At 65.5% G+C, this 25,463-nt stretch carries 22 protein-coding genes; 19 read left to right on the top strand and 3 right to left on the bottom strand.

What is annotated here, in order from left to right; genetic code table 11:
- Nucleotides 1-31: 31 nt before the first annotated feature.
- The 3 genes from DEF76_RS04515 to DEF76_RS04505 are packed head-to-tail and all read right to left on the bottom strand — an operon-like array spanning nucleotide 32 to nucleotide 4,626.
- On the bottom strand, nucleotides 32-3,256 hold the full coding sequence (locus tag DEF76_RS04515) for an efflux RND transporter permease subunit (protein ID WP_114911305.1): 3,225 nt from the start codon (nucleotides 3,254-3,256) through the stop codon (nucleotides 32-34).
- Entirely contained in the window at nucleotides 3,253-4,242 is a 990-nt protein-coding gene (locus DEF76_RS04510) for an efflux RND transporter periplasmic adaptor subunit (RefSeq protein WP_114911304.1), read from the bottom strand. The genes DEF76_RS04515 and DEF76_RS04510 overlap by 4 nt, the downstream gene beginning before the upstream one ends.
- 36 nt (nucleotides 4,243-4,278) lie before the next feature.
- The gene (locus DEF76_RS04505; RefSeq protein WP_162800477.1) at nucleotides 4,279-4,626 is read right to left on the bottom strand and encodes an ArsR/SmtB family transcription factor; all 348 of its coding nucleotides are present in this window, start codon (nucleotides 4,624-4,626) and stop codon (nucleotides 4,279-4,281) included.
- 95 nt (nucleotides 4,627-4,721) lie between these two features.
- Here DEF76_RS04505 and DEF76_RS04500 point away from each other — a divergent pair, with 95 nt between their 5' ends.
- The 19 genes from DEF76_RS04500 (at nucleotide 4,722) to DEF76_RS04410 (ending at nucleotide 25,444) form a co-directional block, all read left to right on the top strand.
- The gene (locus DEF76_RS04500) at nucleotides 4,722-5,999 is read left to right on the top strand and encodes an NAD(P)/FAD-dependent oxidoreductase (protein ID WP_114913659.1); all 1,278 of its coding nucleotides are present in this window, start codon (nucleotides 4,722-4,724) and stop codon (nucleotides 5,997-5,999) included.
- Nucleotides 6,000-6,027: 28 nt separating this feature from the next.
- Nucleotides 6,028-6,231: a YgaP family membrane protein gene (locus tag DEF76_RS04495; protein ID WP_114911302.1), complete on the top strand. Its 204-nt coding sequence runs from the start codon at nucleotides 6,028-6,030 to the stop codon at nucleotides 6,229-6,231.
- The gene (locus tag DEF76_RS04490) at nucleotides 6,228-7,049 is read left to right on the top strand and encodes a pentapeptide repeat-containing protein (protein WP_114911301.1); all 822 of its coding nucleotides are present in this window, start codon (nucleotides 6,228-6,230) and stop codon (nucleotides 7,047-7,049) included. Before DEF76_RS04495 ends, DEF76_RS04490 begins: the two co-directional genes overlap by 4 nt.
- 124 nt (nucleotides 7,050-7,173) lie before the next feature.
- Complete coding sequence (locus tag DEF76_RS04485; RefSeq protein ID WP_114911300.1) at nucleotides 7,174-9,108, top strand: phospholipase C; 1,935 nt, start codon at nucleotides 7,174-7,176, stop codon at nucleotides 9,106-9,108.
- A gap of 28 nt (nucleotides 9,109-9,136) precedes the next feature.
- Nucleotides 9,137-9,814: an SDR family oxidoreductase gene (locus DEF76_RS04480; RefSeq protein ID WP_114911299.1), complete on the top strand. Its 678-nt coding sequence runs from the start codon at nucleotides 9,137-9,139 to the stop codon at nucleotides 9,812-9,814.
- Between the two features lie 20 nt (nucleotides 9,815-9,834).
- Nucleotides 9,835-11,394, top strand: coding sequence for a sensor histidine kinase (locus DEF76_RS04475; protein WP_114911298.1), 1,560 nt, complete (start codon nucleotides 9,835-9,837; stop codon nucleotides 11,392-11,394).
- Nucleotides 11,379-12,758 (top strand): sigma-54-dependent transcriptional regulator, encoded by a 1,380-nt coding sequence (locus DEF76_RS04470; RefSeq protein WP_114911297.1) that lies wholly within the window; start codon nucleotides 11,379-11,381, stop codon nucleotides 12,756-12,758. Before DEF76_RS04475 ends, DEF76_RS04470 begins: the two co-directional genes overlap by 16 nt.
- Before the next feature lie 131 nt (nucleotides 12,759-12,889).
- Entirely contained in the window at nucleotides 12,890-13,543 is a 654-nt protein-coding gene (locus tag DEF76_RS04465) for a hypothetical protein (protein ID WP_162800476.1), read from the top strand.
- On the top strand, nucleotides 13,540-14,832 hold the full coding sequence (locus DEF76_RS04460; protein ID WP_114911295.1) for an MFS transporter: 1,293 nt from the start codon (nucleotides 13,540-13,542) through the stop codon (nucleotides 14,830-14,832). The genes DEF76_RS04465 and DEF76_RS04460 overlap by 4 nt, the downstream gene beginning before the upstream one ends.
- A gap of 42 nt (nucleotides 14,833-14,874) precedes the next feature.
- Nucleotides 14,875-16,194, top strand: a complete 1,320-nt coding sequence (locus DEF76_RS04455) for an MFS transporter (protein ID WP_114911294.1) — start codon at nucleotides 14,875-14,877, stop codon at nucleotides 16,192-16,194.
- Entirely contained in the window at nucleotides 16,191-16,679 is a 489-nt protein-coding gene (locus tag DEF76_RS04450; RefSeq protein ID WP_114911293.1) for a cupin domain-containing protein, read from the top strand. Before DEF76_RS04455 ends, DEF76_RS04450 begins: the two co-directional genes overlap by 4 nt.
- A 79-nt stretch (nucleotides 16,680-16,758) precedes the next feature.
- On the top strand, nucleotides 16,759-18,000 hold the full coding sequence (locus DEF76_RS04445; protein WP_205216108.1) for a cytochrome P450: 1,242 nt from the start codon (nucleotides 16,759-16,761) through the stop codon (nucleotides 17,998-18,000).
- Nucleotides 17,997-19,199, top strand: a complete 1,203-nt coding sequence (locus DEF76_RS04440) for an ABC transporter substrate-binding protein (protein WP_205216107.1) — start codon at nucleotides 17,997-17,999, stop codon at nucleotides 19,197-19,199. Before DEF76_RS04445 ends, DEF76_RS04440 begins: the two co-directional genes overlap by 4 nt.
- A 16-nt stretch (nucleotides 19,200-19,215) precedes the next feature.
- Complete coding sequence (locus tag DEF76_RS04435; protein WP_205216106.1) at nucleotides 19,216-20,415, top strand: substrate-binding domain-containing protein; 1,200 nt, start codon at nucleotides 19,216-19,218, stop codon at nucleotides 20,413-20,415.
- Between the two features lies 1 nt (nucleotide 20,416).
- A complete protein-coding gene (locus tag DEF76_RS04430; protein ID WP_114911292.1) occupies nucleotides 20,417-21,187 on the top strand; it encodes an ABC transporter ATP-binding protein in 771 nt (256 codons plus the stop codon).
- 3 nt (nucleotides 21,188-21,190) lie between these two features.
- A complete protein-coding gene (locus tag DEF76_RS04425; protein WP_114911291.1) occupies nucleotides 21,191-21,922 on the top strand; it encodes an ABC transporter ATP-binding protein in 732 nt (243 codons plus the stop codon).
- Nucleotides 21,919-22,902 (top strand): branched-chain amino acid ABC transporter permease, encoded by a 984-nt coding sequence (locus DEF76_RS04420; RefSeq protein WP_114911290.1) that lies wholly within the window; start codon nucleotides 21,919-21,921, stop codon nucleotides 22,900-22,902. Before DEF76_RS04425 ends, DEF76_RS04420 begins: the two co-directional genes overlap by 4 nt.
- The gene (locus DEF76_RS04415; RefSeq protein ID WP_114913655.1) at nucleotides 22,902-23,978 is read left to right on the top strand and encodes a branched-chain amino acid ABC transporter permease; all 1,077 of its coding nucleotides are present in this window, start codon (nucleotides 22,902-22,904) and stop codon (nucleotides 23,976-23,978) included. The genes DEF76_RS04420 and DEF76_RS04415 overlap by 1 nt, the downstream gene beginning before the upstream one ends.
- Nucleotides 23,979-24,007: 29 nt before the next feature.
- Nucleotides 24,008-25,444, top strand: coding sequence for an NAD-dependent succinate-semialdehyde dehydrogenase (locus DEF76_RS04410; RefSeq protein WP_114911289.1), 1,437 nt, complete (start codon nucleotides 24,008-24,010; stop codon nucleotides 25,442-25,444).
- Nucleotides 25,445-25,463 lie beyond the last annotated feature (19 nt).

The following is a 25,463-nucleotide window of genomic DNA, read 5'->3' as shown; positions in this document are numbered from 1 at the left end:
GTTCTTTTTTTCAAAAAAGAACGGCTTTCTTTTACCGCCCGAGCGGATCGCGCAGCACGACATAGATCGCCGGAATCACGAGGACGGTCAGGAGCGTCGAGGAGGCGAGGCCGAACAAGAGCGAGATCGCAAGGCCTTGGAAGATCGGGTCGGGGAGGATGGTCGCAGCGCCGATCATCGCCGAAAGCGCAGTCAGCAGGATCGGCTTGAAGCGGATGGCGCCGGCATCGACCAAGACCTCGTGCAGCGGCTTTTCGCCGCGGCCATGGCGAATGAAATCGACGAGCAGGATGGAATTGCGCACGATGATGCCGGCGAGCGCGATGAAGCCGATCATCGAGGTCGCGGTGAAGGGCGCGGCCAGCAGCCAGTGGCCGAGCATGATGCCGATCAAGGTCAGCGGGATCGGCGTTAGGATCATCAGCGGTATCTTGAAACTCTGGAACTGCGCGACGACGAGGATGTAGATCCCGAGGATCGCGACCATGAAAGCAGCCCCCATGTCACGGAACGTGACATAGGTGATCTCCCACTCACCATCCCAAAGCAGGGTCGGCGTTGCCTCGTTTTCCGGCTGGCCGCGAAAGCTCACGGTCGGTTTCGGAATTTTTCCCCAATCATGCGCCGCGATCAGCTTATCGACCGCGAGCATGCCGTAGATCGGCGCCTCGAAACTGCCGGCGAGTTCGCCGGTCACCATATCGGCGGCGTGCCCGTCGCGGCGGAAAATCGTTCGCGAGCCGCGCTCGCGCGTCACGCTCACCAATTGGCCGAGTTCGACGACGCCGCGCGCGCCAGGCAGGGTGTTGGCGGGCACTGGCGTTGCGGCCAACCGTTCATTCCAACTCAAGTCGCGTTTGGGAAGCCCGATCGCGATCTCGATCGGCAAACGCTCGGCGCCGCGATAGGAATAGCCCACCGGCAGACCACCAAACAATGCTTGAATGGTATCGTAGACATCGCTCTGGTTGACGTGGAAATAATCGATTTCCGGCTGATTGATGGCGATGTGCAGGCGCGGCGCGCGATGGCCGTAGGAATCATCGACGTCGACGACGAACGGCACCGATTTGAAGATCTTTTTGACCTCTTCGGCAACATCGCGACGCGTCGCGGCGTCGGGGCCGTAAATTTCGGCGAGCAGGGTCGCAAGCACCGGTGGGCCGGGCGGCATTTCCACCACTTTCAAGACCGCCCCTGGCGGCAACGCTAATTGCGCGAGCCGGCGCCGCAGATCGAGCGCGATGGTGTGGCTCGGCCGCTTGCGGTCGGCTTTCGGCGCGAGAACGATGTGCAAATCACCGAGCCACGGGGTCTCACGCGCATAATAGTGGCGCACAAGACCATTGAAATCGAATGGCTCCGGCGTTCCGGCGTAGAGCTGGATCGATCGCACCTCGGGCAAGGTTTCGACAATGCGGGCGGCGGCGGACAGGCGTTGTTCGGTTTCTTCGAGGCTCGCGCCGGCGGGAAGATCGAGCAGCACCGAAAGCTCGGATTTATTGTCGAACGGCAAAAGTTTCACCGTCACGTTCTCGGTGTAAAAGAGAACGCAGACCGCGAGCGTCGCGACGCCGACCAGCACCAGAAAGACGAGTGAAAGCCGGCGCGAGCGGATCAGCGGCCCGGCAACGCGGCGATAGAGTCTGCCGAGCCGGTCCTGGCCATGCGCGTGGGTTTCATGCCCGTGGGTCTCATGGCCCGTGGCCTTCCGCCCTTTGCGCTCCGGCGACAGCTTGAGCATCAGCCACGGCGCGATCACCATGGCGATGAAGAAGGAGAACAGCATCGCCGCCGACGCATTGGCCGGGATCGGCGCCATGTAGGGCCCCATCAGGCCAGAGACGAACAGCATCGGCAACAAGGCGGTGATCACCGTCAAGGTCGCGACGACGGTCGGGTTGCCAACCTCGGCGACGCCTTCGATCGCCGCCTGGATGCGTGGCCGGCCATCGTCCATCGCCCAATGGCGAGCAATGTTTTCGACCACGACGATGGCATCATCGACGAGAATGCCGATCGAGAAAATCAGCGCGAACAGTGAGACGCGGTTGATCGTGTAGCCCATCATCTCGGCGGCGAACAAGGTGAGCAAAATCGTCGTCGGAATGACGACGAGCGTCACCACCCCTTCGCGCCAGCCGATCGCGAAGGCGATGAGGACCACGATCGAAACCGTCGCAAGACCAAGATGAAACAAAAGCTCATTGGCCTTTTCATTCGCGGTGTCGCCGTAATTGCGTGTCACCTCGACCTTGATGTCGGATGGGATGAGTTGTCCTTCGAGGGATTTGACGCGCGCGACGATGGCGTTTGCGACGACAACGGCATTGGCGCCGGAGCGCTTGGCGAGCGCGAGACTGACCGCCGGCGTCTCGCGCCAGCCCTCATGCGCGACTGGGGCGAGGTTGAAAACATGATTCTCGACCACTGCCCCGCCAACCACGATCCGCGCGAGATCGCGCACATAGACCGGGCGGCCGTCGCGCGTGGTGATGAGCAGAAGGCCGATATCGGGGACGCCAAACAATGTCTGCCCGGCGGTCACGGTATTCATTTGGCCACCCTCGCGCACCATCCCGGCGACGAACGAGCGGTTGGCATCGCGCACCTTTGCCAAAAGCTGCTGCAAGGTCACGCCATAAAGCGAGAGTTTCTCGGGATCGGGCTCGACGCGGATTTCCTCGGGATCGCTGCCGGCGATATAGCTGAGGCCGATATCATCGACCTTGATCAGCTCTGATTGCAGCTTGCTCGCGAGCTGCGACAGATCGGCTTGCGACCAGCGCGCGGCGGCTTGCGGCGTTGGCGAGAGCGTCAAGACGACGATGCCGACATCGTTGATCCCGCGCCCGACGATCATCGGCTGCGGAATGCCGATCGGAATCCGATCGAGATTGGCGCGGATCTTGTCATTGACCCTGAGCACCGCGTCATCCTCACCCGTGCCGACGACGAAGCGTGCCGTCACCACGGCGCGGTCATCGAGACTCTGGCTATAGACATGCTCGACCCCGGGGATCGCCTTGACGATGGTCTCGAGCGGCTTGGTCACCAATTCGACGACGTCGGCGGCAGCCAGGCCGTTGGCGGTGACCATGATATCGACCATCGGCACGTGGATTTGCGGATCCTCCTCGCGCGGGATGGTAAGCAGCGCGATCAGCCCGGCGGCAAGGGCCGCGAGAAGAAAGAGCGGGGTCAGCGGCGAGCGGATCGTCGCCTGCGCGAGCCGCCCGGAAAGACCGAGACTCATGGTCTCACCAGCACATCTCCGGCGCTGAGGCCGGAAAGAACCTCGATCCCATCAGGCATGTCGGGTGTCGGAAAATCGCGCCCGCGCTGAATGGGAATGGCGTCGATCGTGCCATCGGACGCGCGGCGACGGACGTAATCGATGCCAAAACGGGTTTCGATCAGATGGCTCGGGATGACGAAGCTATCGCGTTCGCCGGCTGGGATCCAAACCTCGATACGCTGGCCGACGAAATAATCGCCGAGCCCCTTGATATCGGCATCGGCGACGACGTTGCCATCATCGATGCGCGGGTAAACCAGGGTGACGGTGCCGAATTTCGCGCCCTCGGCGCCGAGATCGCGGCCATCGACCCGCACCGTCTCACCGGCCTTGAGAAAGCCGGTGGCGCGCTCGGGCACGCGCAGCCGCAAGACATAATTCTTGGCGGCAACGGTCGCGACGGCATCGCCCGGCATCACCACCGAGCCGATGGTGAGCGGCACCGCGAGCACGCGGCCACTGGTCGGGGCCTGGATCTGCCCTTCGTCGAGCTGCTGCTCGGCGAGCGCGCGTTCGGCCTGACGCGCCTTCAGCGAGCTTGCCGCGACCTGCGCCGCGGTTGCCGCCTGATCGAGAGTCTGGCGTGATACCGCACCCCCTTTGGCGAGCGCCTGGGCGCGCCCGAGATCGACCTTGGCCTGGGCGAGCTGGGATTTGAGACCATTGATCTCGGCATCGAGCGCCTGGATGCGCAAGCCGAGTTTCTGGTCGGCGACAACGCCGATCACCTGGCCCTCATGCACTTCGTCGCCCTCGCGCACGGTCAGCGTCGCGATGGTGCCGCCGATGCGCGTCCTCGCCGGCACCACGTCGCGGCTTTCGACGGTCGCGAACACCGCTTTCTCATCGGTCAGGTTGGTGGATTGAACGGTGAAGCTCTCTGCCGCCAGAGCCGGCGTGATGAGCCCGGGAAGTCCGATGGCGAGCAGGAAAGGGATGCGCATGGGAGTGCCTTCGGGTTTGCGAAAATAGGAAACCGATCAATATCGTGTCTGCAGGGCCTTTGCGCGCGGCTTCCGCGCCACGTCACGGGGACAGTAAATCGCAAACAAGGTGTCGAGAACGTCGCGCGCCGGGCCGCTCGCGAGCGAGTACCAGACCGTCTGCCCGTCACGCTCGGCAGCGACAAGACCGTCGCGGCGCAGCAGGGCGAGATGCTGCGAGACCGTCGAGTCCCGAAGATCGAGCGCGCTCGCAAGCTCGCCGACCGAACATTTGCTTTCCGCGAGATGGCAGAGAATGAGCAGGCGATGGCGGCTCGCCAGGGCTTTCAACAGCTCGCTCGCTTGGTCCGCCGCCCGGTGCATGGCTTCTAGGCTCGCCGTCATCGCGTGTTTTTTCCGTCACCATATATTTTCGTGCTTGCGTATATACGATGATGCGAATATATTGTCAAATCATCGATTGGAAAAAGGGGAACGTCATGGCGGAGATCGTGGTTCTGGGCGCTGGGCTCGGCGGGACCTTGATGGCCTTTGAATTGCTGCCGCAGATGCGCAAGGAAGACCGCCTTACCCTGATCGGACAGGGGCGGAATTACCATTTCGTGCCCTCCAACCCTTGGGTCGCGGTCGGCTGGCGCGGGCGGCGCGACATCGAGATCGACCTCGCGCCGGTCATGGCACGCAAAAAAATCCGCCTGCTCGACCAGGGTGCCAAGCGCGTCGATCCGGCGGCAAACCGGATAGAGCTTGCGGACGGCAGCAGCGTCTCCTACGATTATCTGGTGATCGCGACCGGCCCCGATCTCGCCTTCGATGAAATTCCCGGCTTCGGCCCCGAAGGGTTCACGCAATCGATCTGCCATGTCGATCACGCCGAGCGCGCGCATACCGCCTTCGAGACGTTTTGCAAAAACCCCGGGCCGATCGTGGTCGGCGCGGTGCAAGGGGCGTCCTGCTACGGCCCGGCCTATGAATTCGCGCTGATTCTCGACACCGAACTCCGCAAACGCAAGATCCGCGATCGGGTGCCGATGACCTATGTCACCGCCGAGCCTTATGTCGGTCATCTCGGGCTCGATGGGGTCGGCGATACCAAAGGGCTTTTGGAAAGCGAATTCCGCGACCGGCACATCAAATGGATCACCAACGCCAAACTCAGCGCGGCGGAAGCGGAAATCTTGCATGTCGAGGAATTGGCCGAAGATGGCAGCCTCAAAAAGACCCACGATTTGCCCTATAAATATGCCATGATGCTGCCGGCGTTCCGCGGTGTGGCGGCGTTGCGCGGCGTTGAAAAGCTGGTCAATCCGCGCGGCTTCGTGCTGATCGACGAGCATCAGCGTAATCCGCATTTCCGCAATGTTTTTGCCATTGGCGTCTGTGTCGCGATTCCGCCAACCGGGCCGACGCCGGTGCCGGTGGGTGTGCCGAAAACCGGGTTCATGATCGAATCGATGGTGACGGCGACGGCGGAAAATATCGGCGCCCTGCTGCGTGGGCGTGAGCCGACGGCGCGCGCGACGTGGAACGCGATTTGTCTTGCCGATTTCGGCGATGGCGGCGTCGCCTTCGTTGCCAAGCCGCAGATTCCGCCGCGCAATACCAACTGGGCGGCCAAGGGGGCCTGGGTCCATCTCGCGAAAGTCGGATTCGAAAAATACTTCCTGCGCAAGATACGCGGCGGCACCAGCGAACCGTTCTATGAGCGCTTCCTCATGAAGCAGCTCAATCTTCACAAGCTCAAGGAAAATGCCTGACATTTTCGTGTTATAAGGAGAGGGTATCATGTCGATCGATCGTGCCGTGTTCCGCTTTGCGGGCGTTATGGTTCTGCTCAGCGTCGTACTGACCTATTATGTCAGTCAGTATTTCCTGTTGTTTACGGCTTTCATCGGCCTCAATCTACTGCAATCGAGCTTCACGGGACTCTGCCCGGCGGCGATGTTTTTTCGCCTGCTCGGGGTCAAGGCGGGGTGTGCCTTCAAATGAGTGAACGCGCGTTCGGGCGCGGCGCCATGACGAAAGCCTCGCGCCTGGGCGCGGCCGTGATTTTGAGTCTCCTTGCCGCGCCGGCGGTCTCTGGGGCGGAAACGCATCTCGCCGCCGCCGAGGTCAAGGCGATCGTTGCAAGCGGGCGGACGGCTGGCAAAATCTTGCTCGCCGGGCGAGACATGGCAGGCGATGACCTCACCGGCCTTGATCTCTCGGGTGCTGACTTGCGTGGCGCCAAACTCGCGCGCGCCAATCTGCACGGTGTCAAGCTGGTCGGCGCCGATCTCACAGGGGCGGATCTCGCGGGCGCCGATCTCACGTTCGCCTGGATCATCCGCGCCAATTTTTCGCGCGCCACCCTGCGCAATGCGACGCTGCAAACCATGGTCACCTCGACGGCGATGGACAACAGCCCAGCGGAGGCCGCGAATTTTACCGGCGCCGATCTCTCGGGCGCTTCGATGACGGTGCATTTCAGCTTCGATAAGATGGCCGGGGCGAATTTCAGCCATGCGATGATGAGCGCCGACATGCGCAACCAATCCATGGGCCTATTGCGCACCGAATTCGCCAGCGCCGATTTGCGCGGCGCGAATTTCGCCGGCGCTGGGCTTGCGCATGTCCTGTTCCGTTTCGCCCATCTCGAAGGCGCGTCCTTCGCCGGCGCCGACCTCACCGCTGCCGATTTTTCCGGAGCCTATCTCGCCGGCGCTGACTTCACTGGCGCTCATCTCGACGGCGCGACCTTCGCCGGCGCCGATCTGCGCGGCGCCAAAGGGATCGCGGCGTCCCCCGCGGCGGGCGGGGCAAAATGAGCCTGGGTGCGCCCGGCTTTGTCCTCTGAGGGGGCGTTGGCTGACACGAAATCGTCACATGCCGCGGCCGTTGGCGGCTGGCATAACGGTGTCGCTTGCAGGCCATCGGACGGGGAGTGGTGGGATGCGTCGGGCAATCCTGGCTGGGCTGGTCATCCATACGCTGTTGGGCAGGGCGGCCCTCGCCGCGGGCGGCGAGGCGCTCACCCCCCAACCCGATCCCGCGCCCGCCATCATCCCCTATCTCACCCATACCCCACTCGGCGAGCCGGCGGCGATGTGGGCAGCGCTCCGCCGGCGGGTGAAATATGTTTTCATCCTCTATCAGGAAAACCGCTCCTTCGATTCCTATTTCGGCAGTTTTCCCGGCGCCAATGGGCTCTATAGCCAAGCGCCATCGGCAACCCCGGGGTTTTATCAGCCGATCATCAATACTGACGGGACGACGACACGCATCCATCCCTTCCGCATCGGCCCGCGCGATTTCGCCGCCGATCTCGACGACATGGATCACAGCCACGCCATTCTCTTGCAAAAACTCCACATCACCGGCGGCGCCGCGGCGATGGACCGTTTCGCGCTCGCCGAGGAGATGAAATATGTCAAAGCGGGGGAAAAACCGTCGCGTCGCGCCCGCCAGCATGGGCTTTTGCCGATGGCCCATGTCGATTGCGACACTATCCCCTTCCTCTGGACCTATGCCGTCCGCTTCGCGCTGTTCGACGCCTTTTTCCAACATAGCCTGACCCCGTCCGCCCCCAACGCCATCGCCTTGATCGCCGGGCAAAGCGGCGAAACGCAATGGGTGAAGCATCCGGAGGAAGCCTCCCATGGCGGCGGCTATGCGAGCCCCGGCGTGCCGATGACCGGCAATCCGCCGCCATTTTGGGGGTCGGCCGAGGATCATCAGAGCGGAACGCCCGGCAACCCGCGCTATAAAACCGGACCCGGGATCAATCAGACCTACGCGACGCTGCCGCTCACGTTCGCCGGCCACGACATCACGACGATCGTTCGCGCCGATCGTGACAAAGAGCACGATCTCGCCGATCTCGGCGGCGATATCCCAGCGATCGCGGCGCGCGGCCAGCCGCGGCTCCCCTGGGGTTGGTATCAGGAGGGCTACGGCCACGAAGTGACCGATGCCGCCGATGCCCCGCCGGGGGGTAGCCATCTTTCCTATGTCTGGCATCATAATGGGCCGCAATATTTCGGCTATATCGCGAATAATCCGCAAATGGCGGCGCATTTGCATGGGCTCGGCGATTTCTTCGGCGATGTCGCGGCAAAGCGCCTGCCCCGCGCCGGTGGCGTTTTTTATGTTCGTGGTGGTTTCCTCAACATCGCCGGCCTCACACCGGCCGATCCTGATCCCGCGGTGCAAAAAAAATTCCGCGGCGATGACGACCATCCCGGTTACGCCGATTCGGAAATCAGCGACGCGCTGCTCGCGCGCGAGGTCAACGCCATCGCCGCGAGCCCTTATTGGCGCGAGAGCGTGATCGTCATTACCTTCGATGAAGGCGGCGGCGCCTATGACCATGTGCCGCCGCGGTTTCTCGAGAACGGGCCGGATGGCGCGCCGCTCGCGCGCGGGCCGCGGGTGCCGCTGGTGCTGATTTCGCCCTACGCCCGCGCCCATGTCGTCTCGCATGAGATCGGTGATCACAATGCCGTGATCAAGTTTCTCGACCAGCTTTTCGGCCTGCCGCCACTGGCAACCCTCCCCGAGGAGGCAGCGGCGCGGCAGGCGGGGGCAGAAAAACTCGGCCAGCCCTGGCTCGGCCCGAAAGATGACGGCGTGCCCGAGGAGGGTGACCTGCTTTCGGCGTTCGATCCCGGCCGCGTTGCCGGCACGGTGCCGCCGCTGCCGCCGGACTATGCCACCATCGCACCCGCGCGTTTCGCGTCCCTCCCTCTCGATGGCGGCGCCGGCTGCCGCGCGAGCGGCATCGTTCCGGTCGATCTTCAACCCGGCTTTGCCGCGAGCGGCATCGACATTGCGCCGCCTTTGGATTTCAATCCCCGGCCGGAGACCGATCCAAGCCCGGTTCGGTGATGCGACGGGAATGGCATAGGGATTGATCATGAAAGCCTTGATCTTGGGGGCCTCGCGCGGGCTCGGGCTCGGCCTCACGCGGCAATGGCTCGCGCGCGGCTTTGATGTCGTCGCAACGAGACGTGGCGAAGCGGCGGGGCTCGAGGAGGTCCATCGCGCCTATCCGCAGGCGCTGCGGCTGCAAAAGGTCGATATCGATCACCCGGCCGAGGTCACGGCGCTGGCCGAGCGGCTCACCGGCGAGGCGTTCGATCTCCTCCTCGTCAATGCCGGGGTGTCGAGCCCGCCGGAGGTGCCGCTCGCCAAGGTCGCCGACGCGGAAATCACCCGCGTCCTGTTTACCAACGCGATCAGCCCGATCCGCGCCGCCGAGGCGCTTTCCGGGCTCGTCACGCCGACCGGAACGATCGCTTTCATGACCTCGATCCTCGGCAGCATCGCGCGCTGCACCGGCGGCTATGAACTCTACCGGGTAAGCAAGGCAGCGCTGAACATGGCCGCAGTCTGTTTTGCGACCCATGACGCCAATAAAGCGCGGACCGTGCTTTTGCTCCATCCCGGCTGGGTGCGGACCGATATGGGCGGGCCGCGCGCGCCGCTCGATGTCGAAACCGCGACCAAGGGCCTCGCCGCGACCATCAACGGCCATCATGGCAAGGGCGGGATCGCCTATCTCGATTATCAGGGCGAGACGCTTCCCTGGTAGGCGGCACCGCGCCGGCGCGCATGACGATCACACGGGGCTTGCGTTCACGGGGCTTGCGTTCGCGGGGCTTGCGTTCGCTTGGGGCGCGGTTGACGCTGCTGTGGCTGCTCTCGCTGGCGGCGGCGGCGGCGATCGCAGGGCTGATCTTCGCCCTCGAACGGGCCTCCACCGCCGCCCACATCGCGCAAGCCGAGGTGACACTGGCGCGTGCCGCCGAGCGTCTCGCCGGCGCCTATGATTTTTATGCCACCGGTCTCGCGCGCCCGCCCGATGACGCGTCTTTCGTGCAAGGTCTCGCCGCTGTCGTGCGCGCGGCGCTGGCCGGCGCCGAGGGTGTCGAGGGCGGGATTTGGCAGGAGGGGCGCGGCTCGCTCGCCTATGCCTTCCCGACCTATGAAGGCAGCGGCGTCAAAACCGATCTGCCGGCGGCCGAAAGCGCGAGCATTGCCGCGATCAACGCCGCGGCGCGGCAGGAGCGGGCCCCGGTCGCGCGCGAGCAGCGCGGGCGGCGGCAAACTCTTTTGCTCTATGCCCGCCCGCTGAACGGCCCCGCCGCCATTCCGGGGGCGAGCGTCTGGGTGATGACGCGGGTCGATGCGATCCCGGCGGTGGCCCATCTGCAAGCGGGGCTTGCCGCGTTGCTTGCGTTGGTTTTGCTGCTCTCGCTTTGGCTCTGGCGGCTCGCGCGCGGCTGGGGGCGACATATCGGCGCGATCGAGGCGGCGCTCGGCGCCCATGACATCGCCGATCTCCCGACGCTCGCCGCCACTGGCGAGCGCGATCTCGACCGCATCCTCGCCGCCCTCAACGAGGCCGGCGCCCGGCTTGCGCGCGCCCGCCGCGAGGCCGAAACACTCTCCCGCAAAGCTGCCGAGGCCGAGCGCCTGGCCGCACTCGGGCGGGTCGCCGCCGGCATCGCCCATGAAATCCGCAATCCTTTGGCGGCGATGCGTCTCAAGGCGGAAAACGCGCTCGCCGCCATGGCCGCCAGCGAAAATGAGCGCGGGGCGGACCGGGCGCAGCCGGCGCTCGCCGCCATTATCGGCCAAATCGCCCGGCTCGATCATCTCGTCGGCGAAATCCTGAGCCTCACCCAGCGGCCAGAGCCGTGCCCCGAGCCGGTCGATGTGCCGCGTCTGCTCGCCGCCCTGGTTGCCGAACATGGCGAACTCGCCAGCCGCGTCGGGGTGCGCCTTGCGCACCAGGGCCCTGCTGTGACCGCGATCCTCGATCCGCGGCTGACCCGGCGCGTCTTGGCGGCGCTGATCGACAATGCCCTCCGCCACACCCCTTCGGGCGGTGCGGTCAGCCTGCGCGCCGATCGCGAGGGGGAAAAACTGGTCATCCGCGTCGCCGATACCGGCCCCGGCATCGCCGCGCCCCTGCGCGCGCGGATTTTCGAGCCCTTCGTCACCGGTCGCGCCGATGGCACCGGTCTTGGCCTTGCCATCGCGCGCGAAATGGCGGCAGCGCAAGGCGGATCGGTCGAGCTTCTCGATCCCGGCGGCGAAGGCCGCGGCGGCGCGGTGTTCGCGCTCGTCCTGGTCTGGCAGGATCGCGGATCATGGCGCGGATCCTGATCGTCGACGATGATGCCGGCTTGCGCGAGAGCCTCGCCGAGACCATCCGCGATCTCGGCCATGAACCGGCGCTCGCCGAGCATGGCGAGGCAGCGCTGGCGGTCTTGACGCGGCAGCTTTGTGACGCGGTGCTGCTCGATCTCCGCATGCCCGGGATGGACGGGATCGAGGTGCTGCGCCGCATCCGCGCGCGGCCGACGCCGCCGCCGGTTGCCGTGCTCACCGCCGTCCCAACCAGCGCCAACACCATCGAGGCGATGCGGCTCGGCGCCGTTGACCATCTCGCCAAGCCCATCGGCCGCGCCGATCTCGCCGCCCTGCTCGAACGGATGCTCGCCAGCGCCGCCCCACTCCCCCGCCAGCCGCCGCCGGGCGAGACGTTCATTGGCGCGAGTGCGGCGATGCGCGAGGTGCAGAAGACCATCGGCCGGCTCGCCGATCAGGAGACCACGGTGCTGATCACCGGCGAGACCGGTAGCGGCAAGGAAGTCGTCGCGCGCGCGATCCACCGTTACGGCAAGCGCGCCGAGGGGCCATTTCTTGCCATCAACTGCGCGGCGATCCCGGCCGATCTGCTGGAGAGCGAGCTGTTCGGCCATGTCCGTGGCGCCTTCACGGGCGCCCACGCCGACCGCGAGGGCGCATTCCGGGCCGCCCATGGCGGCACCCTCCTGCTCGATGAAATCGGTGACATGGCGCCGCTGTTGCAGGCCAAGCTGCTGCGCGTGCTCGAGACCCGCGAGGTGACGCCGCTTGGCGGGCGGCCGGTGCCGATCGATGTCCGCATTCTCGCCGCGACCCATCGCGATCTCCGCGCCGAAATCGCGCGCGGGCGGTTTCGTGAAGATCTCTACTACCGGATCGGCGTCGTGCCGCTCGCCGTGCCGCCGCTCCGCGAACGGCTCGCCGATATCGTGCCGCTGGCCGAGCATTTCCTTGCCCTTGCCGGCGGCCAACGGCTGGCGGCAGCGGCGGCGGCAAGACTGCTCGCCTATCCCTGGCCCGGCAATGTCCGCGAATTGCGCAACGCCATGGAGCGGGCGGCGGTGCTGACGTCAGAGCCGGTGATTGCCGCCAGCGCCTTCGATTTTCTCACGATGGGGCAGGACGAGGCCACCGACGACGGGATCGCCAGCCGCCTTTCCGCCCGCATCGCCGCTGGCAGCGATCTTCCCGGCGCCATCGCCTGGCTCGAGGCGGCGATGATCCAAAACGCCCTGGCGGCGACCCGCCAGAACCGCGTCGAGGCGGCGCGGCGGCTCGGCATTCACCGCCAGCTCCTCTATGCCAAGCTGCGCCGCTATCGCCTCGGCGAGGCCAGCGGCGACGATGGCGTGTCAGAAAAGCGGACAAAGGCTGACTGATAGGCGGACAGCGCGCCGTCGCCGGCATAGAAAATATCTATATTTTTCAATAAAAAAGCTTTGGCCCGCGGCTTGCCTAGACCTCTCTGTCGATCTGGCATCGCCGGATCCACAACGAGAGGAGACATAACATGACACGATCCCGGCTTGGTCTTTCCCTCCTCGCTGGTGTGGCGCTCGGCCTCGGCAGCGCCGCGGCACAGCCGCCGCCGGCACCGCCGCCGCCGATCGCCGAGGCGCCGGGGGCGGCGCCCGATCAGTGGCCGCTGCTCTCGGGTCAGGTCATCGCCTTTGGCCTTACCCCACGCGGCGATGTCGATGGCGTTATCCTCGCCGATGGCACCGAGGCGCATCTGCCGCCGCATCTCGGCCCGGCGCTGCTGCGCGCGGTGCGGGTCGGCGATCAGGTTGCCATCCGCGGCCTGCGCGCCTACGCGGTTCCGGTGGTGCAAGCGGTTTCGATCACCGATAACGCCACCGGCCAGACCGTCATCGATACCGGCCCGCCCGGCCCCGGCATGGCGCCGTTTCCGCCATTCCCCGGCCCGGCGGCGCCGATGACGGCGGCGGGGCGGGTGCGGTTTGCGCTTTATGGCCCGCGCGGCGATCTCAACGGCGCGATGCTGGAGGATGGCACGCAGCTCCATCTGCCGCCGCCCGAGGCCGCCGCCGAGGCCGCCATGCTCGCCCCGGGGGCGATGGTCTCGGCGAGCGGGTTTGGGCTCGCAACCCCATATGGCCGAGTGATCGAAGCGCAACAGCTCTTCCCCGCGCCGCGACCATGACGCCGGCCACGAGCGACATCACGCCCACGCTCGACGCGGCGGGGGCGACGGCCGAGGCCGTCGCGCCGCCGCGCGTGCGCCGCGCCCTCGACTGGCTCGCCTTCCTCATGGCGGATATGCGCGACGGGATCGGCCCCTATCTCGCGGTGTATCTCAAGGGCGCGGCGCATTGGCAGCCCTCGATGATCGGGACGGCGCTGGCGGTGAACAATATCGCGACGGCGCTCGCCCTGATCCCGGCGGGGCTTCTCGTCGATGCGCTCCGCTGCAAGCGTTTGCTGCTGGCAGGGGCCGGCCTCATCATTGGCTTCGGGACGTTGCTCGTCGTCCTCGCGCCGCGCCCGGCGGCGGTTTTGCCGGTCCAGGTGATTTTGGGCGCCGCCGCCGCTTTTCTCGGGCCAGGGATGATCGGTCTCAGCCTCGGCCTGGTCGGGCCGCAACGCTTGCCGGCGCGCATTGCCCGCAACGAGGGGTTCAATCACGCCGGCAATCTCTGCGGCGCGCTCGTCATCATCGCGGTGACGCATGTCGCCGGGCTCGCCTGGATTTTTTATCTCGCTTGTGGCTACGCGCTGGCAAGTGCCGCGGTGGTGGCGCTGATCCCGCGAGCGGCGATCGATCACGATGTCGCGCGCGGTCGCCGTGAACACGGCGCACCAGCGATTTCACTCGGAGAGACCTTGCGGCGGCCGGGATTTGCCATGTTCTTGCTCGCCGTCACGCTGTTTCATCTCGGCAATGCCGCGATGCTGCCGCTCGCCGGGCAGGTGCTGGCGATCACCCACCCCGGCAGCGACGCGGCGGCGATGAGCGCCTGCATCATCGTCGCGCAAGCGGTGATGGTCGGCGTGGCCTTCGTCGTCGGGCGGGCGAGTGCTGCGGGCTTCGGGCGAAAGCCGATTTTTCTGGTCGGGCTCGCGGTATTGCCGGTGCGCGGCGTGTTATTCGCGTTCGTGACCAGCCCACTCGGGATCGTCTTCGTGCAGATGCTCGATGGCATCGGCGCCGGCATCTTCGGCGTGATCGCAACCTTGATCGCGGCCGATCTGATGCGGGGCAGCGGGCGGATCAACTTTGCGCAAGGTCTGGTCGCGCTGGCGACCGGGATTGGCGGCGCCGCTTCCAATCTGGGTGCTGGCGTGATCGTCGAGGTTTTTGGCTATCGCGCTGGTTTTCTTGCCCTTTCTGCCGCAGCGCTGGTCGCCCTCGCGCTATTTTCAGCGGCCGTTCCCGAGACCCGGCCGGAGATCGTGGCAAGACCAGCCAAAATGCGGCGAGAATGGGGCTAACCCGGTCATAGTGTCGCCACCGCCGCTGGCCAGGGTCTGGCCATGACAACGACACGCACCCCGCTCGCCGCGCCGACATTGGCGGCGCCCATCCCATCAGCGCGCAGCCATCTCGGCCTCGACTTGATGCTGTTCTTTCTCGCTGATGTCCGCGACGGGTTGAGCCCGTTTTTCGCGATGTTCCTTGGGAGCGTTCGCCATTGGTCGCCGGGCGCGGTCGGGCTCGCCTTCGCGCTCAGCAATATCGCGAGCGCGGTGAGCCAGGTTCCGGCCGGCGTGCTGGTTGACGGCACGACACGCAAGCGCCTGATGTTCGCGATCTCGGGTGCGATGGTGGCGCTCGGCGTTCTGCTGATCGCGCTCGTTCCGGGCAAGGCCGCGGTGTTCACCGCCTCCGTCATTCTCGGCATCGCCCTTGCCGTGTTTCACCCCATCACCATCGGCTTGAGTCTCGGCATCGTCGGCCGGCGCGGTTTGGCAGCGCGCGTCAGCCGCAACGAGACCTTCAATCATGCCGGTAATTTCCTGGCCGCCCTCTTGATCGGCGTCACTGGCTGGCTCTTTGGTCTGACCTGGATTTTCATCCTCGCGAGCATTTTCGCGCTCGCCAGCGCGGCGATGGCGGCGGTGATCCCGGCGCATGAGATCGATCATCGGGCGGCGCGTGGCGATGCCTTGCCTGGCGCCAGCGCGACGCCGCTCGCAGCCCTTCTCCGCCGGCGCGATTTGATCGCCTTTCTCGCCGTCTGCCTGCTTTTCTATCTCGGCAACGGCGCCATGCTGCCGCTGGCGAGCGAGGCTTTGGCCGCGCATCATGCGAGCGGCCTGTTCGCCGCGAGCGGCTGCATCATGGCGGCGCAATTGGTGATGACGTTGGCGTCGGCCGCGGTCGGCCGTGCGGTCGTCGCCGGGGTTGGGCGAAAGACGATATTTCTCGTCGCGCTCGCCGTGCTGCCGCTGCGCGGCCTCTTGCTGATGATCTTCCACGACCCGCTCGCGGTGGTCGCGGTGCAGGCCCTCGATGGCATCGGCTCGGGGATCTTCGGGGTCGCGAGCGCCCTGATCGCCGCCGATCTCATGCAGGGCACCGGGCGCGTCAACCTCGTCCAGGGCGCGGTCGCGCTCGCCGTCAGCCTCGGCGCCAGCGCCTCCAATCTCGCGGGCGGCCTGATTGCGCAATATTGCGGCTATGATCTCGCGTTTCTCGTGCTCAGTGGCGCGGGCCTTGCCGCGGTGATCGGGTGCGCCGCCCTGGTGCCCGAGACCGGCCCGCGGCCGCGCCGCGATCGGGGCTGGATAGACGCCCTGTTTGGCGCCAAAATGGCGCTCACCAATGCAGTGGGGAGCGTCGTCAAATCATGAGCCATGCCGAAGGCCCGCACGGGCATCACCATACGCCGGATTGGAAAACCGAGGGCGTGCGGGTCATCCCCGGCCACAGCCTCGACCCCAACACCGCGCAGACGCCGGGGATGGACCGCAGGGCGGCGATCAATTTCGCCCGCGTCGGGGCGCAAAAAATCTGGGCCGGCACGGTCAGCATCCACCCCAACGCCAAAACCGGCGCCCATCACCACGGCGCCCTGGAAAGCGTGATCTACGTCATCCGAGGCCGCGCGCGCATGCGCTGGGGCGAGCATCTCGAATTCACCGCCGAGGCCGGACCCGGGGATTTCATCTTTGTTCCGCCCTATGTGCCGCATCAGGAGATCAACGCCAGCAGCGACGAGACCCTGGAATGCGTCCTGGTGCGAAGCGATAACGAAGCGGTCGTCGTCAATCTCGATATCGAACCGGTCGAAAAGCCGGAAACCATCCCCTGGATCGATCCCATCCACCGTGCCTGACGCGCCGGCGGCGGCGGCGCCATGGCGATTGACGCGGTGATACCCCGCTTGTAGCGTGCGTCGCGAGGGAGAGGGGAACGTGGACGAAACGGTGGCGGCCGCTCAAGCGGGGGATACAACTTGGCTCGCCACGTTCGACCTTCGCGCCCTGCCGCCGGCATTTTACGAAAACCCCTATCCTTTCTATCATGCCTTGCGCCAGCATGATCCGGTCCGGCGCATGCCCGATCAGACCTATTTTCTCACGCGGCACGCCGACGTGGTTGCCGTTTATCGTGACGCACGGCGGTTTTCCTCCGACAAGAAAGCGGAATTTCGCCCGAAATTTGGCGCAAGCCCGCTTTACGAGCACCACACCACCAGCCTCGTCTTCAATGACCCGCCGCTCCATACCAATGTGCGCCGCCTGATCGCCGGCGCGCTTTCCGCGCGTGTCATCGCCGAGATGGAGCCGGGGATCGAGCATCTCGTCGCCACCCTCCTCGATCGCGCCGCCGAGCGCGGAAACATCGATCTGATCGAGGATTTCGCCGCCCTCATTCCGGTCGAGGTGATCGGCAATTTGCTCGCCGTTCCGCATGAGGAACGCGGCCCGTTGCGCGGCTGGTCACTTGCCATTCTCGGCGCGCTGGAGCCGGCGCCGGATGCGGCGATGCTGGCGCGCGGCAACCGCGCGGTCGAGGAATTTCTCGCCTATCTCCGTGATCCCATCGCGGCACGCCGGCGGCTTCCCGGCGATCCAGCGCGCGACATCCTGACCCGGCTGATCGCGGGTGAGGCCGACGGCTCCCGTCTCACCGAGAAAGAGCTTCTTCATAACTGCATTTTTCTCCTCAATGCCGGGCATGAGACGACGACCAATCTCATCGGCAACGCGCTCCACGCCCTCATCACATTTCCGGCCGAGCGCGCGCGCCTCCTCGCCGATCCCACCCTCATGGCGAGCGCGATCGAGGAATTTCTCCGCTTCGAGAGTTCGAACCAGCTCGGCAACCGCCGCGCCCTCGCCGCCTGCGAGATTGGCGGGATCACTATCCCCGAAGGCGCGCTGATCACGCTTGGCATCGGTGCCGCCAATCGCGATCCGGCGCAATTTCCCGACCCCGACCGGCTTGATCTCGCGCGCACGCCCAATCGTCATATCGCGTTCGGTTTCGGCATTCATCAATGCGCCGGGCTCACTGTCGCGCGGCTCGAAGCCCGCATCGCGATCGGCCGCTTTCTCGAACGCTTCCCGCGCTATGATCTCGCAGCACCGCCGGTGCGTGGCGGGCGGGCGCGATTTCGCGGCTTTCTCTCGCTCCCGGTGACGCTGACATGATGCCATCGCCCCTGACCCGCCGATCGCTCGCGGCACTCGCGGCGTTGCCGCTGCTCGGCGGTCGTGCCCGCGCCGCGGACGCGCCGCTTCGCATCGGCGTCCTCACCGATGAGACCGGCCCCTATGCCGATAGTGGTGGGCCGGGTTCGGTGCTCGCCGCGCAGATGGCCGCAGCCGATTTCGGCGGCCGCGTGCTCGGCCGCCCGATCGAGATCGTGCATGCCGATCACCAGAACAAACCCGACATCGCCGCCGCCATCGCCAGACGCTGGTATGACGAGAACGGGGTCGAGGCGATCATCGATCTGCCGGTGACGGCCATCGCGCTCGCGGTGCAGGAAGTGGCAAAGCAGCGGCGCAAAACGGTAATGATCACCGCTGCCGCAACCGCCGATCTCACCGCAAAATCCTGCTCGCCCGTGAGCACCCATTGGGCCGATGACACCCATGCCCTGACCGCCGGCACCGCCCGCGCGGTGCTCGATGGCGGGGCCAAAAGCTGGTTTTTCATCACCGTCGATCACGCCTTCGGCCGCGCCATGCAGCGCGATGCGAGCGCGGTGATCGAGGCCAATGGCGGGCGCGTGCTGGGCGCTGCGCGCCATGCGATCGGCGCCAGTGATTTCGCGCCGTTCCTGCTTCAGGCACGAAGTTCCGGCGCGCAAGCGATCGGCCTTGCCTCCGTCGGCGGCGATCTCATCAATCTCATCAAACAGGCGCGCGAATTCGGCCTGCTGCAAGCGGGCGGGCCGGTGATCGTCGGATTCCTCACCTATATCACCGATATCAACGCGCTCGGCCTCGAGATGACCGAGGGGCTGACATTTTCCGCGGGATTCTACTGGGATCAGAGCGAGCCCGCGCGCCAATTCGGCGCACGTTTCAAAGCGGCGCGGGGCGCCATGCCGACCAAGAACCAAGCCGCGATCTACACCGCAACGATGCACTATCTCCGCGCTTGTGACGCCGCCAAAACCAGCGAGGCGCTCGCCGTCAATCGCGCCATGCGGGCGCAGCCGCTCGATTATTTCGGCCATCCGGCGCGCGTGCGCGAAGACGGGCGGGTGATTTACGATCTCACCCTTTATCGCGTCAAAACGCCGAAAGAAAGCCGCGCCCCCTGGGATTACTATCAGGCACTCGCGACCATCCCCGGCGATAGCGCGTTTCTGCCGGCCAATCCTGCCTGCGCGGGATGATTTTTCGGAGGATATCATGATGAGACGGGTTTTGCTCGGTTTGGCCGTGTTGCTTTGCGCAACCCAGGTTTTTGTCGCGGCCCGCGCCGAGGACAAGCCGCTTCGCATCGCGCTGATCGAGGACCGCACCGGCCCTCTCGAAGCCTATGCCAAGCAATCGGAAACCGGGTTTGAACTCGGCCTCGAATACGCAACCCACGGCACCATGATGGTCGCCGGGCGCAAGATCGAATTGGTCAAAAAAGATAGCCAAACCAAGGCCGATGTCGCGCGCAACCTGCTTGCCGAGGCCTATGGCGATGACGATGTCGATCTCGCGGTCGGCGGCACCAGCTCGGCGGTCGCGCTGGCGATGCTGCCGGTTGCACAGGATTACAAGAAGATTCTGATCATCGAGCCCGCTGTCGCCGACAGCATCACCGGCGCGAAATGGAACCGCTATATTTTCCGCACCGGCCGCAATTCCTCGCAAGACGCCATCGCCAACGCCCTCGCGATCGGCAAGCCGGGGGTGATCGTCGCGACGCTCGCGCAGGATTACGCCTTCGGCCACGATGGGGTTGCGGCGTTCCGCACCGCCCTCGCCGCGACGGGCGCGCATCTCGTGCATGAGGAATACGCGCCCCCCACCACCACCGATTTCACCGCGCCCTTGCAGCGGATTTTCGACAGTCTCGCCAACGAAAAAGGCGACAAGGTGATCTGGGTAATCTGGGCCGGCGGCGGCGATCCGCTGAGCGCGATCAAGGCGATGGACCCGGCGCGGCTCGGCATCCGGGTCGCGACCGGCGGCAACATTCTCCCCGCCCTCGTCGCCTACAAGGCGTTTCCGGGGCTCGAAGGGGCTACCTATTATTATTACGACATTCCGAAAAACCCAGAAAATGACTGGCTCGTTGCCGAACATGAAAAGCGCTTCCATCAGCCGCCGGATTTCTTCACCTGCGGCGGCATGGCGGCGGCAATGGCGGTGGTCACCGCCGTCGAGAAAACCCACGGCAAGACCGATAGCGAAACCCTGATCGCGGCGATGGAGGGTCTTTCCTTCGCGACCCCCAAGGGAAAAATGATCTTCCGGCCACAGGATCACCAGGCGCTGCAATCGATGTATGGCTTCCGCATCGCGGTCGAACCCAATGTCGCCTGGGCGGTGCCGAAGCTCACCCATGAATTCACCATCGAGGAGATGTCGGTTCCGATCCAAAACGGCCGCTGAGATGGCGAACGCCGTGGCACTTCTCCGCACCGAGGCGCTCTCGGTGCGCTTCGGCGGCGAGGTTGCGGTCGATCACGTCTCGGCGGCGTTTTATCCCGGCACGCTGACCGCGATCGTCGGCCCGAACGGTGCCGGCAAGACGACATTCTTCAACCTGATCTCGGGTCAGATCCGGGCGAGCGCCGGTGAGGTCTGGCTCAAAGGTGAGCGCATCACCCGCCTCTCGGTCCCGCAGCGGGCGCGGCGCGGTCTCGGCCGCGCATTTCAGCTCACCAATCTGTTCCCGGGGTTATCGGTTTTCGAGAATATCCGCCTCGCGGTGCAGGCCGAGGCACGGCGTGATTTCCGCCTTCTCAGCCTCGCCTCCGACCATCACGATCTCAACGCGCGAAGCGCCGAACTGCTCGAAACCGTGGGTTTGAGCAAGCGCGCCAGCGCCCCGGCGAGCGCCCTCAGCCACGGCGATCAGCGCAAGCTCGAGGTCGCGCTCTTGCTCGCGGGGCGGCCGGATGTCTTCATGTTCGATGAGCCGACGGCGGGGATGAGCGTTGATGAAGTGCCGCCGGTGCTCGACCTCATCGCCGCCATCAAACGCGATCGCGAGAAGACGATCTTGCTCGTCGAGCACAAGATGGATGTCATCCGCGCGCTCGCCGATCGGGTGATCGTTTTGCATCAGGGGCGCCTGGTCGCCGATGGCGTGCCAGAGGCGGTGATGGCGCTTGCGGTCGTGCAAGAGGCCTATCTCGGCAGCACGGGCAGCGAGGGCTGAGCGATGGCCGCGCCGGTGCCGCTTCTCGAACTCGCCTCTGTGCACACGCATATCGGCCGCTATCACATTCTGCATGGCGTCGATCTCGCGGTTCCCGAGGGCTATGTCAGCGTGTTGCTGGGGCGAAACGGCGCCGGCAAAACCACGGCTCTGCGCACCATCATGGGGCTGTGGCGGGCCTCGCAAGGCGCGATCCGTTTTGCCGGGCGCGAGATCGCGGCGCTGCCGACGCCCGCCATCGCGCGCCTCGGGATCGCCTATGTGCCAGAGAGCATGGGCGTGTTCACGGCGCTCACGGTCGCCGAAAATTTTCGCCTCGCGGATTGGCGCGGCGATCCGGCTCCGGCGCGGCTCGAGGCGGTGATGGCGGCGTTTCCGGTGCTCGCCGAGAAATGGCGGGCGCGTGCCGGAACCTTGTCCGGGGGACAAAAGCAGATGCTCGCGATCGGGCGCGCGATGGCCGCCGAACACCGCTTGCTGATCATCGACGAACCGAGCAAGGGCCTCGCGCCGGTGATGGTTGCGCAACTCACCGAAGCGCTCGCCCGGCTCAAGGAAAGCCACACCACCATCCTGCTGGTCGAGCAGAATTTCGCCATGGCGCGCGCGCTCGGCGATCATGTCGCGGTCATGGAGGATGGGCGCATCGTCCATCGCGGCGAAATGGCAGCGCTCGCCGCCGATATTGCCTTGCAGACCCGGCTTCTCGGCCTCAGCCTCGCGAGCCATCAATGACCCCGATCGCTCTCATCCCCCGTGAGTCTCTGCCCTATCTCGTGCTGCCGCTGCTTGTCCTTGTGGCGCTTTTGGGGATGAGTTTCTCGACCTGGCTCACCCTCACCGTCGCCGGCCTCGCCATGGGTTGCATGCTGTTTCTCGCCGCCATTGGCCTCACCTTGATTTTCGGCCTGATGGATGTGCTCAATTTCGCTCATGGCGGGTTCGTGACCCTTGGCGCCTTCATCGTTGTTGCCGTTCTCGGCACTGGATCGTTGGCGGGCTTGGGGATCGCGGCGGCGCTCGGCGTGGTGGCACTGGCGATCGCGCTGGCCGCGGGGGCTGGGGCCGGGGTGGGGCTGGTGTTCGAGCGCCTTCTCATTCGCCGCGTCGCCGGCGCCCCGCTCCGCCAAATTCTGATCACCGTCGGCGGTGGCATCATTTTGCAGCAACTCCTGATCATCGTGTTTGGCGCTGAGCCTTTGCCTTTGCCGCGACCGCTGGCGTTGCGCGGCAGTGTCATCATCGCCGGCGCCCCGCTCGAACGCTATCGGCTCATGGTCTGTGTGCTCGGCCTCGTCATTTACGCCGCAACTCAGCTTGCGCTCAACCGCACGCGGCTCGGATTGCTGATCCGGGCAGCGGTGGAGAACCGCGAGATGGTGGAGGCGCTCGGGTTTCGCGCGAGCACGCTGTTTCGCCTGGTGTTTGCCGCCGGCACCGCGCTCGCCGCCGTGGGCGGCGTGGTCTTCGCGCTCTATGCCGGGATGGTGACCGCCGATCTCGGCGGGGAAATCATCATCCTCGTTTTCATCGTCGTCATCATCGGCGGTCTCGGCTCGGTCAATGGCTGTTTTCTTGCCTCTCTCCTGCTTGGGCTCGCCAATAATTATGTCGGATTTCTTGCCCCCAAGCTCGCGCTCGGCACCGATATCGCGCTGATGCTGATCGTTCTGTTGTGGCGGCCGCGCGGTTTGCTGCCGATGGATGGCGCGTGATGCGGCTTCTCTCTGAGGATCGCCCCGGCCATTGGCTGCTTGCAGCCCTCCTTGTCGCACTCCTGCTCGTGCTCGCCTTCGCGCCGTTTCTGCTTCCCGGCACCAAGGCGCTCGCGGTGGCCGCGCGGATTCTGATCTTCATCGTGCTGGCGGCGAGCTATGATCTCCTGCTCGGCTATACAGGCATCGTCTCCTTCGCGCAGACGACGTTTTTTGGTCTCGGCGCCTATGGCGTCGCGATCGCCTTAAGCGGCGGCGGCGGCTGGCTTGCGCTCATTCTCGGGGCGGCGGCGGGGATTGCGGTTTCGGTCGGCTTGGCGCTGGCGATGGCGCTGCTCTCGCTCCGCGTGCGGGCGATTTTCTTCTCGATGATCACGCTCGCGCTGGCCCGCTTCGCGCAGGTGCTGGCGAGCGAGTGGCGCGGCCTCACCGGCGGCGAAGATGGCCTCACCTTCTCCGTCCCGCGCCTGATCGCGCCGGGGTTTCACCCTTTCGCGTCGCCCATCCTCGGCTTGCGCATCAGCGGCACGGTGATTGCCTATTATTTGATTTTTGCGCTCACGCTGGTCTCTTTTCTCGTGCTGCTTCGCATCGTCAATTCGCCGTTCGGGCGGGTTTTGCAGGCGATCAGGGAAAACCCGTTCCGCGCCGAGGCGCTCGGCTTTCGAACGATTTTCCATCGTGCGCTGGCGAGCGCGCTCGCCGCCGGGTTCGCAGCCCTGGCCGGGGCGATGCTGGCGATGCAGCTTCGTTATACCAATCCAGATACGACGCTTTCCTTTTCGCTGATGATCGATATTCTGCTGATGGTGGTGATCGGCGGAATGGGGACGCTCTATGGCGCGGCGATAGGGGCGACGGTGATGGTGCTCGCGCAATATTATCTGCAGCCGGGACTTTCGCTGCTCGCGGCGGCGGCACGCGGGATCCCGCTCGCGCCGGCGCTGTTCGATCCCGAGCGCTGGCTGCTTTGGCTCGGGCTGATCTTCGTGCTGGTGGTCACGTTCTTTCCCGCCGGCATCGTGGGCAGCCTGCGCGCCCGGGCAAACGCCGCGGCGCACCCGCCGATCGCCTGACCTCGCGACATGATCCGAAGGAGACGACAATGTATCCGCAGCTGACCGAGCTTTTCATTGCCGGCGAATGGCGCGCGAGCGCCGATGGCCGACGCATCGCCGTTCTCAACCCGGCCACCGCCGAGCCGATCGGCGAGGTCGCCCATGCCGGGCGCGCCGATCTCGACGCGGCGCTGACCGCCGCCGAACAGGGTTTCGCCGTCTGGCGTCGCAAGAGCCCTTATGATCGCGCGAATGTTATGCGCAAGGCCGCCGCCTTGATGCGCGAACGCGCCGACACCATCGCCCCGATCATGACCATGGAGCAAGGCAAGCCGCTCGCCGAGGCACGCGGTGAGACGCTCCTCGCCGGCGATCTCATCGAATGGTTCGCCGAACAGGGAAGACGGAGCTTCGGCCAGGTCATCCCCGGCCGCGCCGAGGGGGTCTATCAGCTCACCTTCAAGGAGCCGGTGGGGCCGGTCGCCGCCTTCACGCCGTGGAACTTCCCGATCAATCAGGCGGTGCGGAAGATCTCGCTCGCGCTCGCCGCCGGCTGCTCGATCATCGTCAAGGGGCCGGAGGAAACCCCCGCTTCCTGCGCCGCGCTGATCCGCGCTTTCGCCGATGCCGGGGTGCCGGCGGGCGTCGTCAACCTGGTCTTCGGGGTGCCGGCGGAGATTTCGGAATATCTCATCCCGCATCCGGTGATCCGCAAAGTCTCCTTCACCGGCTCGACCGCGGTCGGCAAGCAGCTTGCGGCACTCGCCGGCCAGCACATGAAGCGGATCACCATGGAACTGGGCGGGCACGCCCCGGCGATCGTGTTCGAGGACGCCGATCTCGACCGCGCGGTCTCGATCCTGAGCGCCAATAAATTCCGCAATGCCGGCCAGGTCTGCGTCTCCCCGACGCGGTTTCTGATCCAGGAAAAGGTCTATGACCGTTTCGTCGAAGGATTCGTCGCCGCGGCCAAGGCGCTCAAGCTCGGCGACGGGATGGAGAAGGACACCCGCATGGGCCCGCTCGCGCACGCGCGCCGCGTGCAGGCGATGGAAGGCTTCGTCCAGGACGCGGCGCAGAAAGGGGCGCGGGTTGTGACCGGCGGCGAGCGCGTCGGGAACAAAGGGTATTTCTTTGCGCCGACCATCCTCACCGACGTGCCGATGGAAGCACGCATCATGAACGAGGAACCCTTTGGCCCAGTCGCCATCATCCGCCCGTTCCGTGACGCTGAGGAGGCGGTCGCGGAAGCGAACCGGCTGCCCTATGGGCTTGCCTCCTACGCCTATACCAGCTCGGCGCGCACCGCGGCGATGATCGGCGAGCGCGTGGAAGCGGGCATGATGTCGATCAACCATCACGGTCTCGCCCTCCCCGAAGTGCCGTTCGGCGGCATCAAAGACTCGGGCTTCGGCTCGGAAGGCGGCACCGACGCGATCGACGCCTATTTCAACACCAAATTCGTCACCCACGCGACCCGTTAACCTAGAGCAAGGTAGGTTT

This window comes from Acidibrevibacterium fodinaquatile (assembly GCF_003352165.1).
Classification (GTDB): domain Bacteria; phylum Pseudomonadota; class Alphaproteobacteria; order Acetobacterales; family Acetobacteraceae; genus Acidibrevibacterium; species Acidibrevibacterium fodinaquatile.
Note: the sequence above shows the minus strand (reverse complement) of the source record. Positions and strands in the feature narration are given on the sequence as shown.

What these genes read in the sequence shown, in the direction of transcription:
- DEF76_RS04510 (WP_114911304.1), bottom strand. Translation starts at nt 4,242, where the DNA reads ATGCGCATCCCTTTCCTGCTCGCCATCGGACTTCCCGGGCTCATCACG.
- DEF76_RS04485 (WP_114911300.1), top strand. Translation starts at nt 7,174, where the DNA reads ATGCGTCGGGCAATCCTGGCTGGGCTGGTCATCCATACGCTGTTGGGC.
- DEF76_RS04420 (WP_114911290.1), top strand. Translation starts at nt 21,919, where the DNA reads ATGACCCCGATCGCTCTCATCCCCCGTGAGTCTCTGCCCTATCTCGTG.
- DEF76_RS04505 (WP_162800477.1), bottom strand. Translation starts at nt 4,626, where the DNA reads ATGACGGCGAGCCTAGAAGCCATGCACCGGGCGGCGGACCAAGCGAGC.
- DEF76_RS04425 (WP_114911291.1), top strand. Translation starts at nt 21,191, where the DNA reads ATGGCCGCGCCGGTGCCGCTTCTCGAACTCGCCTCTGTGCACACGCAT.
- DEF76_RS04475 (WP_114911298.1), top strand. Translation starts at nt 9,835, where the DNA reads ATGACGATCACACGGGGCTTGCGTTCACGGGGCTTGCGTTCGCGGGGC.
- DEF76_RS04410 (WP_114911289.1), top strand. Translation starts at nt 24,008, where the DNA reads ATGTATCCGCAGCTGACCGAGCTTTTCATTGCCGGCGAATGGCGCGCG.
- DEF76_RS04450 (WP_114911293.1), top strand. Translation starts at nt 16,191, where the DNA reads ATGAGCCATGCCGAAGGCCCGCACGGGCATCACCATACGCCGGATTGG.
- DEF76_RS04435 (WP_205216106.1), top strand. Translation starts at nt 19,216, where the DNA reads ATGATGAGACGGGTTTTGCTCGGTTTGGCCGTGTTGCTTTGCGCAACC.
- DEF76_RS04415 (WP_114913655.1), top strand. Translation starts at nt 22,902, where the DNA reads ATGCGGCTTCTCTCTGAGGATCGCCCCGGCCATTGGCTGCTTGCAGCC.
- DEF76_RS04500 (WP_114913659.1), top strand. Translation starts at nt 4,722, where the DNA reads ATGGCGGAGATCGTGGTTCTGGGCGCTGGGCTCGGCGGGACCTTGATG.
- DEF76_RS04465 (WP_162800476.1), top strand. Translation starts at nt 12,890, where the DNA reads ATGACACGATCCCGGCTTGGTCTTTCCCTCCTCGCTGGTGTGGCGCTC.
- DEF76_RS04490 (WP_114911301.1), top strand. Translation starts at nt 6,228, where the DNA reads ATGAGTGAACGCGCGTTCGGGCGCGGCGCCATGACGAAAGCCTCGCGC.
- DEF76_RS04495 (WP_114911302.1), top strand. Translation starts at nt 6,028, where the DNA reads ATGTCGATCGATCGTGCCGTGTTCCGCTTTGCGGGCGTTATGGTTCTG.
- DEF76_RS04515 (WP_114911305.1), bottom strand. Translation starts at nt 3,256, where the DNA reads ATGAGTCTCGGTCTTTCCGGGCGGCTCGCGCAGGCGACGATCCGCTCG.
- DEF76_RS04470 (WP_114911297.1), top strand. Translation starts at nt 11,379, where the DNA reads ATGGCGCGGATCCTGATCGTCGACGATGATGCCGGCTTGCGCGAGAGC.
- DEF76_RS04460 (WP_114911295.1), top strand. Translation starts at nt 13,540, where the DNA reads ATGACGCCGGCCACGAGCGACATCACGCCCACGCTCGACGCGGCGGGG.
- DEF76_RS04430 (WP_114911292.1), top strand. Translation starts at nt 20,417, where the DNA reads ATGGCGAACGCCGTGGCACTTCTCCGCACCGAGGCGCTCTCGGTGCGC.
- DEF76_RS04440 (WP_205216107.1), top strand. Translation starts at nt 17,997, where the DNA reads ATGATGCCATCGCCCCTGACCCGCCGATCGCTCGCGGCACTCGCGGCG.
- DEF76_RS04480 (WP_114911299.1), top strand. Translation starts at nt 9,137, where the DNA reads ATGAAAGCCTTGATCTTGGGGGCCTCGCGCGGGCTCGGGCTCGGCCTC.
- DEF76_RS04455 (WP_114911294.1), top strand. Translation starts at nt 14,875, where the DNA reads ATGACAACGACACGCACCCCGCTCGCCGCGCCGACATTGGCGGCGCCC.